The sequence below is a fragment of the Streptomyces sp. V4I8 genome (assembly GCF_041261225.1).
Classification (GTDB): domain Bacteria; phylum Actinomycetota; class Actinomycetes; order Streptomycetales; family Streptomycetaceae; genus Streptomyces.
Genome location: NZ_JBGCCN010000001.1, coordinates 2,983,896 through 3,000,191, shown reverse-complemented (window position 1 = coordinate 3,000,191; position 16,296 = coordinate 2,983,896). Strand labels below are relative to the sequence as shown.

Annotated in this window: 17 protein-coding genes and 1 riboswitch; of the genes, 7 read left to right on the top strand and 10 right to left on the bottom strand. The window is 70.2% G+C overall.

The window, feature by feature from the left end:
- Nucleotides 1-16: 16 nt before the first annotated feature.
- The 3 genes from macS to ABIE67_RS13610 all read left to right on the top strand — a co-directional run bounded on the left by macS (nucleotide 17) and on the right by ABIE67_RS13610 (nucleotide 3,111).
- The gene (gene macS, locus ABIE67_RS13620; protein WP_370256753.1) at nucleotides 17-1,246 is read left to right on the top strand and encodes a MacS family sensor histidine kinase; all 1,230 of its coding nucleotides are present in this window, start codon (nucleotides 17-19) and stop codon (nucleotides 1,244-1,246) included.
- On the top strand, nucleotides 1,243-1,944 hold the full coding sequence (locus tag ABIE67_RS13615; protein WP_370256752.1) for a response regulator: 702 nt from the start codon (nucleotides 1,243-1,245) through the stop codon (nucleotides 1,942-1,944). Before macS ends, ABIE67_RS13615 begins: the two co-directional genes overlap by 4 nt.
- Before the next feature lie 138 nt (nucleotides 1,945-2,082).
- Nucleotides 2,083-3,111, top strand: a complete 1,029-nt coding sequence (locus ABIE67_RS13610; protein WP_370256751.1) for a 6-phosphofructokinase — start codon at nucleotides 2,083-2,085, stop codon at nucleotides 3,109-3,111.
- 81 nt (nucleotides 3,112-3,192) lie between these two features.
- Here ABIE67_RS13610 and ABIE67_RS13605 read toward each other — a convergent pair whose 3' ends face one another.
- Together ABIE67_RS13605 and ABIE67_RS13600 are read right to left on the bottom strand one after the other, a co-directional pair.
- Nucleotides 3,193-5,049, bottom strand: coding sequence for an anthranilate synthase family protein (locus tag ABIE67_RS13605; RefSeq protein WP_370256750.1), 1,857 nt, complete (start codon nucleotides 5,047-5,049; stop codon nucleotides 3,193-3,195).
- Nucleotides 5,050-5,165: 116 nt separating this feature from the next.
- Nucleotides 5,166-5,222: a trp operon leader peptide gene (locus ABIE67_RS13600; RefSeq protein WP_078516689.1), complete on the bottom strand. Its 57-nt coding sequence runs from the start codon at nucleotides 5,220-5,222 to the stop codon at nucleotides 5,166-5,168.
- 97 nt (nucleotides 5,223-5,319) lie between these two features.
- Between ABIE67_RS13600 and ABIE67_RS13595 the strand changes: the two genes are divergently transcribed.
- Nucleotides 5,320-6,672: a class II 3-deoxy-7-phosphoheptulonate synthase gene (locus ABIE67_RS13595; RefSeq protein ID WP_370256749.1), complete on the top strand. Its 1,353-nt coding sequence runs from the start codon at nucleotides 5,320-5,322 to the stop codon at nucleotides 6,670-6,672.
- Nucleotides 6,673-6,792: 120 nt separating this feature from the next.
- A complete protein-coding gene (locus tag ABIE67_RS13590; protein ID WP_370256748.1) occupies nucleotides 6,793-7,053 on the top strand; it encodes a bacterioferritin-associated ferredoxin in 261 nt (86 codons plus the stop codon).
- Between the two features lie 20 nt (nucleotides 7,054-7,073).
- Here ABIE67_RS13590 and bfr read toward each other — a convergent pair whose 3' ends face one another.
- Nucleotides 7,074-7,550 (bottom strand): bacterioferritin, encoded by a 477-nt coding sequence (gene bfr, locus ABIE67_RS13585; RefSeq protein WP_030051286.1) that lies wholly within the window; start codon nucleotides 7,548-7,550, stop codon nucleotides 7,074-7,076.
- Between the two features lie 175 nt (nucleotides 7,551-7,725).
- On the opposite strand from bfr, the gene ABIE67_RS13580 reads away from it, so the two are divergent.
- Nucleotides 7,726-8,358, top strand: coding sequence for a sulfite oxidase-like oxidoreductase (locus tag ABIE67_RS13580; RefSeq protein WP_370256747.1), 633 nt, complete (start codon nucleotides 7,726-7,728; stop codon nucleotides 8,356-8,358).
- Between the two features lie 22 nt (nucleotides 8,359-8,380).
- On the opposite strand, the gene ABIE67_RS13575 is transcribed toward ABIE67_RS13580, so the two are convergent.
- From ABIE67_RS13575 to thiO, 6 genes are all read right to left on the bottom strand, one after another.
- Nucleotides 8,381-8,869, bottom strand: a complete 489-nt coding sequence (locus tag ABIE67_RS13575) for a DUF4396 domain-containing protein (RefSeq protein ID WP_370256746.1) — start codon at nucleotides 8,867-8,869, stop codon at nucleotides 8,381-8,383.
- Nucleotides 8,870-8,945: 76 nt separating this feature from the next.
- Entirely contained in the window at nucleotides 8,946-9,809 is an 864-nt protein-coding gene (locus tag ABIE67_RS13570) for a deoxyribonuclease IV (RefSeq protein WP_370256745.1), read from the bottom strand.
- Between the two features lie 186 nt (nucleotides 9,810-9,995).
- Entirely contained in the window at nucleotides 9,996-11,936 is a 1,941-nt protein-coding gene (pknB, locus tag ABIE67_RS13565; protein WP_370256744.1) for a Stk1 family PASTA domain-containing Ser/Thr kinase, read from the bottom strand.
- A 118-nt stretch (nucleotides 11,937-12,054) separates the two neighbouring features.
- Nucleotides 12,055-12,849, bottom strand: a complete 795-nt coding sequence (locus tag ABIE67_RS13560; RefSeq protein WP_370256743.1) for a thiazole synthase — start codon at nucleotides 12,847-12,849, stop codon at nucleotides 12,055-12,057.
- 3 nt (nucleotides 12,850-12,852) lie between these two features.
- The gene (gene thiS, locus ABIE67_RS13555) at nucleotides 12,853-13,065 is read right to left on the bottom strand and encodes a sulfur carrier protein ThiS (protein ID WP_370256742.1); all 213 of its coding nucleotides are present in this window, start codon (nucleotides 13,063-13,065) and stop codon (nucleotides 12,853-12,855) included.
- Nucleotides 13,062-14,240, bottom strand: a complete 1,179-nt coding sequence (thiO, locus tag ABIE67_RS13550; protein WP_370256741.1) for a glycine oxidase ThiO — start codon at nucleotides 14,238-14,240, stop codon at nucleotides 13,062-13,064. The genes thiS and thiO overlap by 4 nt, the downstream gene beginning before the upstream one ends.
- Nucleotides 14,238-14,349: riboswitch (TPP riboswitch) on the bottom strand. (Overlaps the previous gene by 3 nt.)
- 52 nt (nucleotides 14,350-14,401) lie before the next feature.
- Between thiO and ABIE67_RS13545 the strand changes: the two genes are divergently transcribed.
- Nucleotides 14,402-14,752, top strand: a complete 351-nt coding sequence (locus ABIE67_RS13545; protein ID WP_370256740.1) for a hypothetical protein — start codon at nucleotides 14,402-14,404, stop codon at nucleotides 14,750-14,752.
- Between the two features lie 92 nt (nucleotides 14,753-14,844).
- Here the strand turns inward: ABIE67_RS13545 and ABIE67_RS13540 are convergent, their stop codons facing one another.
- Complete coding sequence (locus ABIE67_RS13540) at nucleotides 14,845-16,110, bottom strand: tyrosine-type recombinase/integrase (protein ID WP_370256739.1); 1,266 nt, start codon at nucleotides 16,108-16,110, stop codon at nucleotides 14,845-14,847.
- Nucleotides 16,111-16,296: the final 186 nt, after the last annotated feature.

Here is a 16,296-nt window from a genome sequence, read left to right as displayed (position 1 = left end):
AAAACGGGGGTGGGGGATGGCCAAGCGCGAGCGGGTCATGAGGATGTCCGTCGAGCAGCCGCTGTGGCGTGCGCTGGCCGGCTACCGGGTGCTGACCCTGGTGTACGCGATCGGGCTGTTCATCAGCGCCCATGACGAGGTCGCCCGCCCCTGGGTGGCTGTCGCCTACTACGCCGTACTGGCCGTCTGGACCCTGGCCACCCTGCCCAGGGTCGCGAACGCCGCGAGCTGCACCAAGCGCTTCCTCGCCGTGGACCTCACCATCGCCCTGGGCGGCATCCTGCTCACCCGGCTCGCCGAGACACCCGCGCGGATCGAGGCCGGGGCCCCGACCCTGCCGTCGATATGGACCGCGGGCGCCGTGCTCGCGTTCGCCATCAAGGGCGGCTGGCGCTGGGCCGCCTTCGCCTCCACGCTGGTCGCCGCCGCCAACCTGGTCCACCGCTCCGGCGTACCGACCCGCGACACCGTCCACATGGTGCTGCTCGTCTGGATCGCCTCCATCGCCATCGGCTACGTCGTCGAGGTCGCCCGCGCCTCCGAGCGCACCCTGGCCCGCGCCCTGGAGATCGAGGCGGCCACGCGCGAGCGGGAACGGCTCGCGAGGGACATCCACGACAGCGTGCTCCAGGTGCTGGCGATGGTGCAGCGGCGCGGCGCCGTCATCGGCGGCGAGGCGGCCGAGCTGGGCCGGATGGCCGGTGAGCAGGAGGTCGCGCTGCGCACGCTGGTCTCGGGCGGGCTGGTGCCCGTGTCCCGGGTGTCGCAGGACGCCGCCGAGGGTGCCGTCGTGCTCGCCGTGGAGGAGCCGGACGAATCCGCCGGTCCCGTCGATCTCCGCGCGCTGCTCGCCCGATACGCCGGTGCGAAGGTCAGCCTGGCCGAGCCCGGCGCGCCCGTGGTGCTGGCCCCTCCCGCCGCGCGGGAGCTCGCCGCGGCCGTGGGAGCCGCCCTGGACAACGTCCGCCGGCACGCGGGGGAGCACGCGCGCGCGTGGATCCTCGTCGAGGACGAGCCCGACGAGGTGATCGTCACCGTACGGGACGACGGACCCGGCATCCCCGAGGGCCGGCTCGCCCAGGCCGAGGGCGAGGGCCGACTCGGTGTCGCCCTGTCGATCCGGGGGCGGCTGCGGGACCTCGGCGGCAGCGCCGAGCTGATCTCGGTGCCGGGCCAGGGCACGGAAGTGGAACTGAAAGTACCGAAGGACAGCAGGGCTTCACGGGGGAAGGCGGGGCAGCGATGACGGACACCGCGAACGGGCAGGACGGACAGCAGGACCCGATCAAGGTCATGGTGGTCGACGACCACCCCATGTGGCGCGACGCGGTCGCCCGTGACCTGGCCGAGTCCGGCCTCGACGTGGTCGCCACGGCGGGCGACGGCGACCAGGCCGTCCGCCGCGCCAAGGCCGCCGCCCCCGACGTCCTCGTACTGGACCTGAACCTGCCGGCCAAGCCCGGCGTCCAGGTCTGCAAGGAGCTGGTGGCCCACAACCCGGCGCTGCGCGTCCTGGTGCTGTCCGCGAGCGGTGAGCACGCCGATGTGCTGGAGGCCGTGAAGTCGGGCGCCACCGGCTATCTGCTGAAGTCGGCCTCGACGGAGGAACTCCTCGACGCGGTGCGCCGTACGGCCGTGGGCGACCCGGTGTTCACCCCGGGCCTGGCCGGCCTGGTCCTCGGCGAGTACCGCCGCCTGGCCTCCGACCCGGGGCCCGCCGCCCCCGACGCCGACCAGCCGGGGGCCCCGCAGCTCACCGAGCGCGAGACCGAGGTGCTGCGGCTCGTCGCCAAGGGCCTGAGCTACAAGCAGATCGCCGAGCGCCTGGTCATCTCCCACCGCACGGTCCAGAACCACGTCCAGAACACCCTCGGCAAGCTCCAGCTGCACAACCGGGTGGAGCTGGTGCGGTACGCGATAGAGCGCGGCCTCGACGACGAGTGATCCATCGGTCGTCCGGTTGACGGCGCGTAAACCAAACACCCGGCAGTTCACCGGAATTGCCGGTCCGACCCATCCCGTTGTGACCTGGCTCACCATTAGCGTGGCCTCACCAGGCAACCGCGGCGAAGGGACATTTCCATGCGGGTCGGAGTACTGACCGGAGGCGGCGACTGCCCCGGTCTCAACGCCGTCATCCGGGCCGTCGTCCGCAAGGGCGTGCAGGAGTACGGCTATGACTTCGTCGGCTTCCGGGACGGCTGGCGAGGTCCGCTCGAGAACGACACCATCCGTCTCGACATCCCCGCCGTGCGCGGCATCCTGCCCCGCGGCGGCACCATCCTCGGCTCCTCGCGCACCAACCCGCTGAAGCAGGAGGACGGCATCCGCCGGATCAAGGAGAACCTCGCCAAGCAGGAGGTCGAGGCGCTCATCGCGATCGGCGGCGAGGACACCCTCGGCGTCGCCGCCCGGCTGTCCGACGAGTACGGCGTGCCCTGTGTCGGCGTGCCCAAGACGATCGACAACGACCTGTCCGCCACGGACTACACCTTCGGCTTCGACACCGCCGTCGGCATCGCGACCGAGGCGATCGACCGGCTGCACACCACCGCCGAGTCCCATATGCGCGTCCTGGTCTGCGAGGTGATGGGCCGTCACGCCGGCTGGATCGCCATCCACTCCGGGCTGGCCGGCGGCGCCAACGTCATCCTCATCCCCGAGCAGCGCTTCGACGTCGACAAGGTCTGCGCCTGGATCACCTCGCGCTTCAAGGCGTCGTACGCCCCGATCGTGGTCGTCGCCGAGGGTGCCATGCCGAAGGACGGCGACATGGTCCTCAAGGACGAGTCGCTGGACTCCTTCGGGCACGTCCGGCTGTCCGGGGTCGGCGAATGGCTGGCCAAGGAGATCGAGAAGCGCACGGGCAAGGAGGCACGGACGACGGTCCTCGGGCACATCCAGCGCGGCGGCACCCCCAGCGCCTTCGACCGCTGGCTCGCCACCCGCTTCGGGCTGCACGCCATCGAGGCGGTCCGCGACGGCGACTTCGGCAAGATGGTCGCCCTGCGCGGCACCGACATCGTCCGCGTCCCGATCGCGGACGCCACGGCCAAGCTGAAGACGGTCGATCCGAAGCTGTACGAGGAGGTCGGCGTCTTCTTCGGCTGATCCATCGGCCGACGAGGGAGCGGAAGTCCGGGGGCTGATAGTCCGGGGGCTGGCAGCCTGGGGCTGCGAGCCCCCGGACGGCTACACGGTCGTGTTGCGCAGCTGACCCATCAACTCCCGTACGACGGTCGCCCCGTTGAGCGTCAGGATCGACTCCGGGTGGAACTGCACGCCGGCGAATCCGGGCCCCCGTACGGCATGCACCTCCCCGCTGCCCGCCCGGCTCACCTGCACCCCGTGCGCGGACAGCTCCTTTGCCACCTCGTCGTCGCAGCGCGCCACGAAGCTGTTGTAGAAACCGACCGTCTCCGGCCGCCCGAACAGGTCGATCGTCGTCTGCGCCCCCTGGTAGGGCACTTCCTTCCGTACGATCTCCAGCCCCAGCTCGGCCGCGATCAGCTCGTGCCCGAGGCAGACGCCGAGCACACCGTGCCGGTGGTTCCGGATGACCTCGGCGGTGAGGTCCCGCAGGAACCGCATCTTCGGGTCGTCGAGATCCGCGGGGTCACCGGGGCCCGGACCGAGCACGACCGGTCCCTCGTGCGCGGCGACGGCCTCCCGCAGCCCGGGTTCGTCGAAGCGCCGGACGGTCACCTCCAGCCCGCTCGACCGCAGCACGTGCCCGAGCATCGCGGTGAAGGTGTCCTCCCCGTCGACGACCAGCGCGTGTCCGTCCAGCTCCGCGGACCGCTCCTGCATCCGCAGCCAGAACGGGGCCAGCGACGCCCGGCGCCCGTCGAGGGCGGCACGCACGCGTGGGTCGTCGGCGAGGCGTACGCGCGCGTGCTCCGCACGGGGCCGGGACGGCCGTACGCCAAGAGCTGCCAGGATCCCAGCCGCCTTCGCGTGGGTCTCCGCGACCTCGCTCGCCGGGTCCGAACCGCGCACGAGCGTGGCGCCCACCGGCACCCGCAGCCGTCCGTCCGGGGCGATGTCGGCCGTACGGATGAGGATGGGGGAGTCCAGGGTCTGGGCCCCGCCGGAGTCGCGGCCGATGAGGGCCAGCGCACCGGCGTAGTAGCCGCGCCCGCCGACCTCGTGCCGCTCGATCACCCGGCAGGCGTTCTGCACGGGCGAACCGGTGACCGTGGCCGCGAACATGGTCTCCTTCAGGACCTCCCGCACATCCAGCGAGGACTTCCCGCGCAGCTCGTACTCGGTGTGCGCGAGGTGCGCCATCTCCTTCAGCCGCGGCCCGACGACCACGCCGCCCATGTCGCCGACGGTGCACATCATCTTGAGCTCCTCGTCGACGACCATCGACAGCTCCTCGATCTCCTTGCCGTCGGCGAGGAAGTCGAGCAGGTGGTCGGGGGTCGGGCCGTCGGCGGGATAGCGGTACGTCCCGCTGATCGGGTTCATCACGACAGTCCCGCCGGACATCCGGACGTGCACCTCGGGGCTCGCCCCGACCAGGGCGCGCTCCCCGGTGTGCACGACGAACGTCCAGTACGCGCCCCGCTCGCCCTCCAGCAGCCGCCGGAACAGCGCCAGCGCGTCGGCCCGTGAGAACCCCGGGATCTCCCCCTCGTACGTCCGCCGGATCACGAAGTTCGCGCCCTCGCCCCGCCCGATCTCCTCCCGCAGCACCCGCCCGACGATCTCCGCGTACGCCTCGTCGGCCACGTCGAAGCCGCCGCCCTCGACGCGCACGTCGTGGGCGGGGAGCTGCTCCAGGGCCGCGGCGAGCGGAATGCCGTACGTCTCCTCGGGGATCAGCACCGTCAGTGGCGTGCCGTCGTCGCGGACGTCGAAGCCCCGCTCGCGGATCTGCCGGAAAGGGACGAGCGCCAGGCCCTCGTCGGGGAGGTCGGCCAGGCGGTCGTACGTGGCGACCGGGCCGATGAGGACCTCGACCGTCTCCTCGTCCTGGCCCGGTGTGCGGCGGCGCAGCAGGGCGAACGGACGGGGATCGTCCAGCAAGTCGAGCAGGTTCATGGGTCCGTGCTCCTTCTCAGTGAGACTCGGTGGTACTCAGTGGGAGAGGAACGGACCCCGGGAAACGCCGAAGGCCGCCCCTCGGGCGGCCTTCGCGAAGTCTGTCGTACGCGCAGTCAGCGGGCCGCCGGATGAGCGGTCCACCACCAGTTCTGGGTCGAGTGCGCGAACATGCGAGGCACCTTACCTCATGTCCGAGGGGTGTACCCCGTGTCTCATTTGCTGGGCATGGGGGCAGGACGCCCGACACGACCCCGTAATGTTGAGGGCGTGACCGTGAACGCTAAGACCAGCACGAGCGCTGGCAACACCTGGCGAGACCTGCCCGCGGCGCAGCAGCCCGAGTACCCCGACACCGAGGCTCTGCGCGCAGTCGTTGCGGAGCTGGAGTCGTATCCGCCGCTCGTCTTCGCGGGCGAGTGCGACCAGCTGCGCGCCCGGATGGCGGCCGTCGCCAAGGGAGAGGCGTTCCTTCTCCAGGGCGGCGACTGCGCCGAGGCCTTCGACGCGGTGTCCGCCGACCACATCCGCAACAAGCTCAAGACCCTCCTCCAGATGGGCGCCGTGCTCACGTACGCCGCCTCGGTGCCGGTCGTGAAGGTCGGCCGCATCGCCGGCCAGTACTCCAAGCCGCGCTCCAAGGGCACCGAGACCCGCGACGGCGTGACCCTGCCGACGTACCGCGGCGACTCGGTCAACGGCTTCGACTTCAACGAGGCCGCCCGCGTCCCGGACCCCGAGCGCCTGAAGCGGATGTACAACGCCTCCGCCTCCACGCTCAACCTGGTGCGCGCCTTCACCACCGGCGGCTACGCCGACCTGCGCCAGGTGCACGCCTGGAACCAGGACTTCGTGAAGTCGTCCCCGTCGGGGCAGCGCTACGAGCAGCTGGCGCGCGAGATCGACCAGGCGCTCAACTTCATGCACGCCTGCGGGGCCGACCCGGAGGAGTTCAAGACCGTCGAGTTCTACTCCTCGCACGAGGCGCTGCTGCTCGACTACGAGTCGGCGCTGACCAGGGTCGACTCCCGCACGGGCCAGCTGTACGACGTCTCGGCGCACATGGTGTGGATCGGTGAGCGCACCCGGCAGCTGGACCACGCGCACATCGAGTTCGCCTCGAAGATCCGCAACCCGATCGGCATCAAGCTCGGCCCGACCACGACGGCCGAGGAGGCGCTGCAGTACATCGAGCGCCTGGACCCCGAGCGTGAGCCGGGCCGGCTGACCTTCATCGTCCGCATGGGCGCCGACAAGGTCCGCGACAAGCTCCCCGAGCTGGTCGAGAAGGTCACCGCCTCGGGCGCGACCGTGGCCTGGGTGACCGACCCGATGCACGGCAACACCTTCGAGGCGGCCTCCGGTCACAAGACCCGCCGCTTCGACGACGTGCTCGACGAGGTCAAGGGCTTCTTCGAGGTCCACAAGGCCCTCGGCACCCACCCGGGCGGCATCCACGTGGAACTCACCGGCGACGACGTCACCGAGTGTGTGGGCGGCGGCGACGAGATCTTCGTCGACGACCTGCACCAGCGCTACGAGACGGCCTGCGACCCGCGGCTCAACCGCAGCCAGTCGCTGGACCTGGCCTTCCTCGTCGCGGAGATGTACAGGGACCAGTAACCGGTTCGGTTATTACCGGCATGTGGGGTGGGGCGCGGATCACATACGATCCGCGCCCCACCCCACTTTTACGGTTCCTGTGTGGCGGGTAAGGTTAGGTTAGCCTCACCGATCAAGGGGATGGCGCGACTTCGATCCCGGCGGGAGGTGGTCCTCGTGTACGTCTGCAGTTGCTTCGGTGTCACCGAGCAGCAGGTGAAGCAGCACGCGGAGGACGGTGCCTGTACGCCCCGCCAGATAGCGTCCGCCTGCAAGGCGGGCACGGACTGCGGGTCGTGCGTACGCCGTATTCAGGCGATCCTGGGCCGGGGCGCGTGCCCCCGCCGTGAGCTGGCCGACCAGGGCCGGCCGGTGCTGACCGACCTGGCGGACGCGGCCTAGCCCGTCAGCTTCCCCGAGCCCTAGCTCGGCTGCTCGATCTGCTGCGCGAGGTAGAGCGCCTCACCCAGCTTGTCGATGAGTTCCAGCTGCGTGTCGAGGTAGTCGATGTGGTGTTCCTCGTCCTCGAGGATCGACTCGAAGAGGTTCGCGGACGTGATGTCGCCCTTGGTGCGCATCACCTCGATACCGCGCTTGAGGCGGTCGATCGCCTCCACCTCGACCTGTCGGTCGGCCTGGAACATCTCGGTGACCGTCTGGCCGACCCGTACGTGGAACAGTCGCTGGTAGTTCGGCAGGCCGTCGAGCATGAGGATGCGCTCGGTGATCTTGTCCGCGTGCTTCATCTCATCGATGGACTCTTCACGCGTGTACTTGGCGAGCTTCGTCCAGCCCTTGTTGTCCTGGATCCGGTAATGCAGCCAGTACTGATTGATCGCCGTCAGCTCGCCGGTCAGCTGCTCGTTCAAGAATTCGAGGACCTCGGGGTCGCCCTGCATCGCAGAGGCTCCTTCCACGGGGGGAACTGGCAGGATGCGCCGCATGATTCCACCGGCAGAGAAGATCGTCCAGTAAGTCTTCACTTAGTAAGTAAGGGCATGCTTAGTCCGTTATGAGGCGGATTGTTGAGGGGTGTGGTCAGGTGCACTGCCCCAGGTCTGTCAGGATGGAGTCATGGGTCAGTCGGTGGAGCGCGAAGGTGGAGCAGCAGCACACTCCGAGCTTCCGCCGGGACAGCGCGTGCAGCGTGGCTGGCCCGTCACGCACTACGGACCGGTCCCCAAGTTTCGGCCCGAACGCTGGGAGTTCAGGGTGTTCGGGGCCACCGCCGACGGTGAGAAGCACTGCTGGACCCACGAGGAGTTCACGGCCCTGCCGTACACGACCGTCCTCGCCGATCTGCACTGCGTCACGAAGTTCAGCATGCTCGGTGCGGAGTGGGGCGGTGTCCCGGCCCGGACCATCCTGGAGATCGCGCCGCCCGCGCCGGCCGTCACGCATGTGATGGTGTGGGCCGAGTACGGCTTCAGCTCCAACCTGCGCCTCGCCGACTTCGCCTCCGAGGGCGCGATCTTCGCCACCCACAAGGACGGCGAACTGCTCACGGCGGAGCACGGCTTCCCCCTCCGTCTGGTCGTCCCCCATCTGTACGCCTGGAAGGGGCCCAAGTGGGTCCGCGGCGTGGAGTACATGACCGCCGACCGCCGTGGCTTCTGGGAGGAGCGCGGCTACCACAACATTGGCGATCCCTGGAAGGAACAGCGGTACTCGTACCAGGAGGAGCCCGGGGACGGCCCCGAGCTCTGACTCCCGGCCTCTTCGCCGGCTCTCAGTGGTACTGGTGCACCACCGCGTGCCCCTTGCCGCGGCCGATCATCCACTTGTTCACGGGCGTGGTCAGGACGAAGGCGGCGGCGAGGGCGATCGCCAGCACCCACCAGAACAGCGGGTCGGCGAGTCCGGCGTCCATGGCGCCCGGCCAGAGCACGATCACGCCGTTGTCGACCAGCTCCATCACGGCGATGGACAGGGTGTCCGCGGCCAGCGCCACCTTGAGCGCGGCACGCAGGTCGACGCCCGCCTTCAACACCCCCCACAGGGTGAGCGCGTAGCCGAAGAGGAACGCGAGGACGATCGCCAGGATCAGCGTCGGCACGTTGCCCCAGCCGAGCGCGGTACCGATCACCATGCCCAGCACCTCGCCGATGGCACAGCCGGTGAGGCAGTGCAGGGTGGCCCGGACCGCCATCGCCCAGGTGCTGGTGGTGGTGGCCACTTCGTGGTGGTGAGCGTGTGACGCGTGCGCTTCGTGTTCCATGACTGCCCCCAATGCCAGGTTACGGTTCCTGCACGAGCAGGAACCATATACCCCCTGGGGGTATTCCATTTTCCGGTCAGGCGTCGCGAAGTTTCTTCAGCCGCTCCACGTCCGCCGCGTGGCCTTCCTTCCCGCCGGGTGTCTCGATGATCAGCGGTACGCCCGCCGTCGCCGGGTGCGTCATCAGCGCCCGGAACGGGTCCTCGCCGATGTGACCCGCGCCGATGTTCTCGTGCCGGTCCTTGTGCGCGCCGACGACGTCCTTGGAGTCATTGGCGTGGATCAGCTTCAGCCGGCCCTCGCCGACGGTGTCCACCAGCAGGTCGAGCGTCTGGTGCATGCCGGACGGGCCGGTCAGATCATGGCCGGCGGCGAAGATGTGGCAGGTGTCCAGGCACACGCCCAGTTTCGGATGGGCGTCCAGCGCCTCGAAGTACGGTCCGAAGTCCCAGGTCCGCGAGCAGAGCGAGGCGCCCTGCCCGGCGGTGGACTCCAGGAGCAGATACGGGTCGCCGTCGTGGGTCAGCTCGTCGAGCAGCGGCAGCAGGCGCTCCCGTACCTGCTTCAGGGCCACCGAACGCTCTCGGCCGCCGGTCGCGCTGCCCGTGTGCACGACCACGCCGAGCGCCCCGATCTCCCGCCCGCGCCGCAGCGAGTGCCGCAGCGACTCCACCGACTTCTCGGCCGTCGCCTCGGTGTGCGAACCGAAGTTGATCAGGTACGGCGCATGCACATACGCCGGGATCGACTCGGCCTCGCAGACCGCGCGGAACTCCTCGTCCTGCCGCGGGTTCCCGGCCGGCGTCGCCCAGCCGCGCGGGTTGGCGACGAAGACCTGGACCGTCTCGGCCTTGAGGTCGTGGGCGTAGGTGAGCCCGACGGAGGCGAGGCCACCGGCCACGGGGACATGACCGCCGACGGGGTTGCGCTGAGTTATCACGGGTCAAGGGTCCCATGGGGCCCGGGCGCTTTCCGCGGTCGGGTGACTGCACCCGCCCCGGGGCGCGGGGCTGTCGATGGGCGGCTCCGCCGCGTGGGCGTGAGCAACCCCTACCAGCCCGCAGCCGCCCGACGGCATGCCCTGGCACATCCATGGGCGCCCGGCACTAGCCCGGCGCAGCGTCCGTCACCGGATGGTGATCGTGATCGTCGACCCCTTGGGCGCCGTCTTCCCGCCCTTGACGGACTGCTTCTTGACCGTGTCGCCGAACAGCCCGAGCAGGCCGCGGTCCTCGTCGACCTCGAAGCCGGCGGCCTCCAGCGCGGCCCTGGCGTCGTCGACGCTGTCGCCGACCACGTCCGGGACCTCGATCATCTCGGGGCCCTTGGACAGCGTCAGCGTGACGGTGTCACCTTCGGCGGCCTGCTTGCCGTTGGCCGCAGGCGTCTGCTGGGCGACCTGGCCCGCGTCGAACTCGGAGTTGACCCGCGTGGGGGCGATCCTCACCTTCAGGCCGGCCTCCTCCAGCTCGGCCCGCGCGTCGGCCGGGCTCGCGCCGGTGACGTCCGGGACGTCCACCGGGCTGCCCTTGCTGACGGTGAGCTTGACCGCGGATCCGGAGCGGACCTTCGTGCCGGTCCCGGGGGCCGAGGAGATCACGGAGCCCCTGGTGACGTCGTCGTTGAACTCCCGGCTGACGAAGCCCGGTTCCAGGCCGACCTCCTTCAGCTCGCTCCTCGCCTTGTCCAGCGGGTAGCCCTGGAGATCGGGCACCTTCACGGTCTTCGGTCCCAGCGAGAGGACCAGACCCACGGAGTCGTTGTTCCGGATGCGGGAGCCCGACTTCGGGTCCGAGTTGATGACGGTGCCGCGCTCGAAGGTGTCGCTGTACGCGCGCTCGACCTTGCCGACCTCTAGCCCGGCGTCCTCCAGCCGGTCCCGGGCCTGAGCCTCGGTCTTGGACATCAGCGGCGGGACCTCGGTGAACTGGCCGGAGTTGATGTACCAGACGCCGACCCCGAGGCCGAGCGCCAGCAGGACGGCGGCGACGATGACCAGCGGGCCGCGCGGAGCACGCGGGGTCCGCGACCGGCGCTGCGGAGGCGGGGGCGGAGGTGTCTCCAGCCGGCTGGTCCGGTTGAAGACGGCCTCGGGCTCGTCCTCGTTCACGGGCAGCGGCCGCTGGATGTTCAGCGCACGCGGGATCACGCTCGTACGGTCGTCCGCGTTGCTGTGCTCCGCCGTGAGTGCCTGCGGCGGCACCGCGTCCAGTTGGTCCGCGGTGAGCGCGGTGCGGGTCTCCCGGGCCTGCGCGAGCAGCGCCACGGCGTCGTACGGACGGAGGTCCGGGGTGCGCGCGGTGGCCGACGCGACCAGCTCGTCGAGCTCGTACGCCAGTCCCGGCACGATCGCCGAGGGCGGCGGGACGTCCTCGTGCAGGTGCTTGTAGAGCACCACCGCGGGGGAGTCCCCGTCGTGCGGCTTGTCGCCCGTGAGCATCTCGTAGAGGACGACACCGCACGCGTACACGTCGACGCGGGCGTCGGCGGCACCGGGCTGCTCTATCTGCTCGGGCGCGAGATAGGAGACGGTGCCGAGGACGGCACCGGTGGTGCTGGTCACGGTGTCCACGGACCGCACGAGACCGAAGTCGGCGACCTTGACCCGACCGTCGTCCCCTATCAGCACGTTCTCGGGCTTCATGTCCCGGTGCACGAACCCGGCGCGGTGCGCGGCCCCGAGCGCGGCGAGCACCGGCTCCAGGATGTCCAGGGCGGCCCGGGGCTGCAGCGCCCCGCGCTCGCGCAGGACGTCCCGCAGGGTGCAGCCCGCGACGTACTCCATGGCGAGATAGACGTACGACCCGTCGGTGCCCTGGTCGAAGACCTGCACGACGTTGGGGTGCGCCAGCCGGGCGACGGACTTCGCCTCCCGGATGAACCGCTCCACGAACACCCCGTCCACCGCCAGCGCGGGATGCATCACCTTGAGCGCGAGCACGCGGTCGAGGCGGGTGTCCAGGGCCCGGTAGACGGTGGCCATCCCGCCGACGGCGATCCGCGCGTCGACGCGATACCGGCCGTCGAGCACCTGCCCGACCAGAGGGTCCTGAAGGGTCGTATCCACGCAGGCGAGTGTACGAGCCGACGCTGACAGCCCCGCCCGTTCGGGCGTGATCGGAGCGGGACTGGAGCCGAGCTGTGACGGATGACTCACTGGCCGAATGACTTCGTCGAACAAGCGTTCAGAACGCGGGTCGTTCCGGGTCCAGCCGTGCCATGCCCTCCGCCGGAGAGGACGCCTCCGCGAAATGCCGCCGCGGAATCCGTCCCGCCCGGTACGCCAGCCGACCCGCCTCCACCGCATGCCGCATCGCGTCGGCCATCAGCACCGGCTCCTGTGCCCGCGTCACCGCCGAGGCGAGCATCACGCCCGCGCACCCCAGCTCCATCGCGAGCGCCGCGTCCGACGCCGTACCGGCACCCGCGTCCAGAATCACCGGCACGCGCGCGTGCTCCATGATCAACTGGAAGTTGTGCGGATTGCGGATGCCGAGCCCCGAGCCGATCGGGGAGCCGAGCGGCATGATCGCGGCACAGCCGACATCTTCCAGCTTCCGCGCCAGCACAGGGTCGTCGTTCGTGTACGGCAGCACCGTGAACCCGTCGTCCACCAGCGTCTCCGCGGCGTCCAGCAGCTCGATCGGGTCCGGCAGCAGGGTGCGCTCGTCGGCGATGACCTCCAGCTTGATCAGATCCGTACCGAGCGCCTCGCGCGCGAGGCGGGCCGTCAGCACGGCCTCGCCCGCCGTGAAGCACCCCGCCGTGTTCGGCAGCACCCGGATGCCGAGCTTCTCCAGCACCGACAGCACGGAGCCGTGCACCGACGGGTCCACCCGCCGCATCGCGACCGTGGTCAGCTCCGTACCGGACGCCACCAGGGCCCGCTCCAGGACCTCCAGGCTGGGCGCCCCGCCCGTGCCCATGATCAGACGGGACGTGAAGGACGTATCACCGATGACAAAGGGATCGTCGGCCATGGTTCAGCCTCCTTGGACGGCGGTGAGGACCTCGACACGGTCCCCCTCGGAGAGGGACGTCGAGGACCACTGCGCGCGCGGGACGACGGTTTCGTTGAGGGCGGCGGCCACTCCGGAGGGCGCCGCGGTGAGGGACCGCACGAGCGTGTCGAGAGCCGTGCCGGGCTCGATCTGCCGACGCTCGCCGTTGACCGAGATGGTGAGCGGGAGGTTCATGCGGGCTGCTCCGTGAGTGCGGCGGCGGGTGCGGTGGGGCTGAAGCGCCCGGGCGTGAACGCCCGGGCCTCGTCCGGGAGTTCACCGGTGGTCAGGACATGCGCCATGGCGTCGCCGGTGACCGGCGTGAGCAGCACGCCGTTGCGGTAGTGCCCGGTGGCCAGCGACAGCCCCGCCAGCTCGGTCGGGCCGAGCAGCGGCGCGTTGTCGGGGGAGCCGGGGCGCAGGCCCGCCCGCGTCTCGGTGAGCGGCAGCTCCGTGATGCCCGGCACCAGCTCGTGCGCGTCCCGCAGCAACTCGTACACCCCGCCCGCGGTCACCGTCGTGTCCCAGCCCAGCTCCTCGCTCGTCGCCCCGACGACCAGCTCCCCGCTCTCGCGCGGCACCAGATACACCTGGCTGCCCCGCACCACGGCCCGCACGGTCCGGCTCAGGAACGGCGCGTACCGCTTCGGCACGGTCAGCCGCAGCACCTGCCCCTTCACGGGACGTACGGGCGGCAGTACGTCGTCCGGGACGCCCGCCAGCCGCCCGCTGAGGCTGCCGGCCGCGAGGACGACCTGCCCCGCGGCCAGGGTCGTGCCGTCGGTCGTGACGACCCCTGCGGCCCTCTCCCGTTCGACGGACAGCCGCTCGGCCCACATCCGGTGGAAGACCACGCCTGCGCCCTCGCACGCGGCCATCAGCGCCCCGGCCAGCCGCCGCGGATCGATCTGGTGGTCGCCGTCCACCCGCAGCCCGCCTCGCACGCCCGGTGCGAGCATCGGCTCCAGGCGACGGCACTCGCGCCCGGACAGCCACTCGGAGTCCAGCCCCGACCGGCGCTGCAGGGCGTGCAGTTCGCGCAGATGGGCGCGGTCGTCGGCGTCCAGGGCCACGGCGAGCGTGCCGCACCGGCGGTAGCCGAGGTCATGGCCGGTGAGGTCGGTGAGCTCGGCCGCGAAGTCCGGGTAGCGGCGGGCCGAGGCGAGGTTCAGGCCGAGCAGGGTCTGCTCGCCGTAGTGCAGTTCCGTGACGGCGGCCAGCATCCCGGCCGCCACCTGGGCGGCCCCGCCGCCCGGCTCGGGGTCCACGACGGCCGTCGTGAACCCGCGTTGCGCGGCCCGCCACGCCGTGACCAGGCCGATGATGCCGCCCCCGATGACGAGGACGTCTGACGTTCGCGTACGCGACATGGGCGTCCAGCCCCTCCCTTCGCCGGCATGACCCGGATCAGGTTCGTACGGTCGGAGGCCGCCAGCCTCCCTCTCAGCCCGGTGCGTCCGGGCTCCCGCGAGTGCTCTACGTTGGCCACCCTAGCCCGCCGCCGTAAGTCTCAGTAAGGGAGCCTTCGCCTGTGACCCGTTCGCTCGACGGTCTCGTCCTCGCCCCCGTGGCCGACCAAGCCCCAGGTCAGGTGGGTACCCGCACCCGGTTCACGTACCACGAGAAGGACGGCGAGATCTGGGCGGAGTACGCCGGCGGCGACGTCGTACGCGGACACCTGGTGGGCACCAGGGAAGACGACCGGCTGGACTTCCGGTACGTACAGCTCAAGCGGGACGGGACGACGTCGTCGGGCCACTGCGTGTCGACGGTGGTCGAGCTTCCCGACGGGCGGGTGCGCCTGGAGGAGACCTGGGAGTGGGAGTCGCAGACAGGCGCTGGGAACAGCGTTGTGGAGCAGGTCACCGAGCCTGCCCCCTGACTGATGAACAGTCAGTTGTCTATGGTGATCTAATGACGGAGCTATGCCGAACGTGCTGCTACCAGCGGTTTTGCCGCCGGTAGCAGCGTCGCTCAGGCCGCCTGGGCCGTCTCTGGGCCGTCGTGAGCTTTCCCGGCCGCTTCGTACATGCCGTCCACGGCTGACCGGGTGCGGCTTTCGCTGCTCGGCATGAGGTGGGTGTAGACCTTCAGCGTGAATCCCGGATCACTGTGCCCGAGGTACTGACTCAGAGCCTTGATGCTCTCTCCCGCGTCCAGCAGCACGGAGGCGTAGAAGTGCCTCAGCGCGTGCATGCCGTCCTCGCGCGACGCTTGGGCCCGCTTGCCCCGCTCAGGCTCCGGGATGACCCCTGCGGCCACGAGAGCAGGCTTCCAGACGCTGAGGTTGAAGGCGTTCCGGTGCAGCGCCGAACCGTCCTCGTTGGTGAAGATCAGCTTCTTCGTCACCAGGGGGCCGTCCAGAGTGCGCCACGGCAGGGTGACATCCACGGGCGGGAATCGCTTGATGTGGGCAGCAAGGGCGGCGCTGACCTCCTGGGGGAGTGGTGTGTCACGGACCTTTCCGCCCTTCGGCGGCGCGAACACCAGATGCCTATTGATCGGCTTCACCTGGTAACCCACGTGCAGCCAACCCGTGATGAAGTCCACCTCATCGACCGGAAGGCCGAGGATTTCGCCCTGCCGCAATCCGCAGCCTCCCCCGACGTCGACGGTTGCCCGGAAGCGTCCCGGGAGCGCTGCACGCACGCCGAACACACGGTCCACACTCCACGGCCGCACGCGGCCAGCAGCGGGTTTCGGGGCCCTGACCGATCCGGCGCGGCAGGGGTTCCGGGCAATCAGCCGATCGTCCACGGCGGCCCTGAAGACGGACGAGACGTTGCCGAAGATGGCCCGTCGGTACGACGTGGCCAGCCCAGACGATTCAAGAGCGTGGGACCACACTCGAATGTGCTCGGGATGGAACGAGCCGAGCGGACGGGAGCCGATGTACGGGAAGGCGTGCAGGCGTAGCCGCGTCCCGACGACCGTGCGGGTTGCCACGTCCGTGGTCTGGGCTGCGATCCAGCGTTCCGCGTACTGCTGGAACGTGGTCCGACTGGCGCGCGGGTCGATGTACTGGCCGCGCGTCATATCGGCTTCAATCTGAGAGAGCCACTTCTCAGCGATGCGCTTCTGTCCATCGGGGAAGCTCTTGGACTTCTCCGAGCCGTCGGGGCTGACGTACCGGGCCCGGTAGCGCAGACCGGTCCCGTGGCGGTCGGTCTTGACGCGGACGGTCTTGCCGTTGGCGTCGGTTTCGCTCTTGTACCAGCGGTCTTGGATGTGGCCAGCCATGCGGGCTGACTCCCTTCTCGGTAGCAGGGCGCGGCGGGGCCTGATGGCGTCCGTCGGGCCGGTTTTTGGGTGTGCTCGGCCAGACCCGCTACTTGCTAGGGGCCTGATCACTGGGGGTTTGGGGTGCTAGCGGGGGTGCTACCGGTAGCGGGTGGGGCTGCTACCGGTAGCACCGCCGGGCGGTGC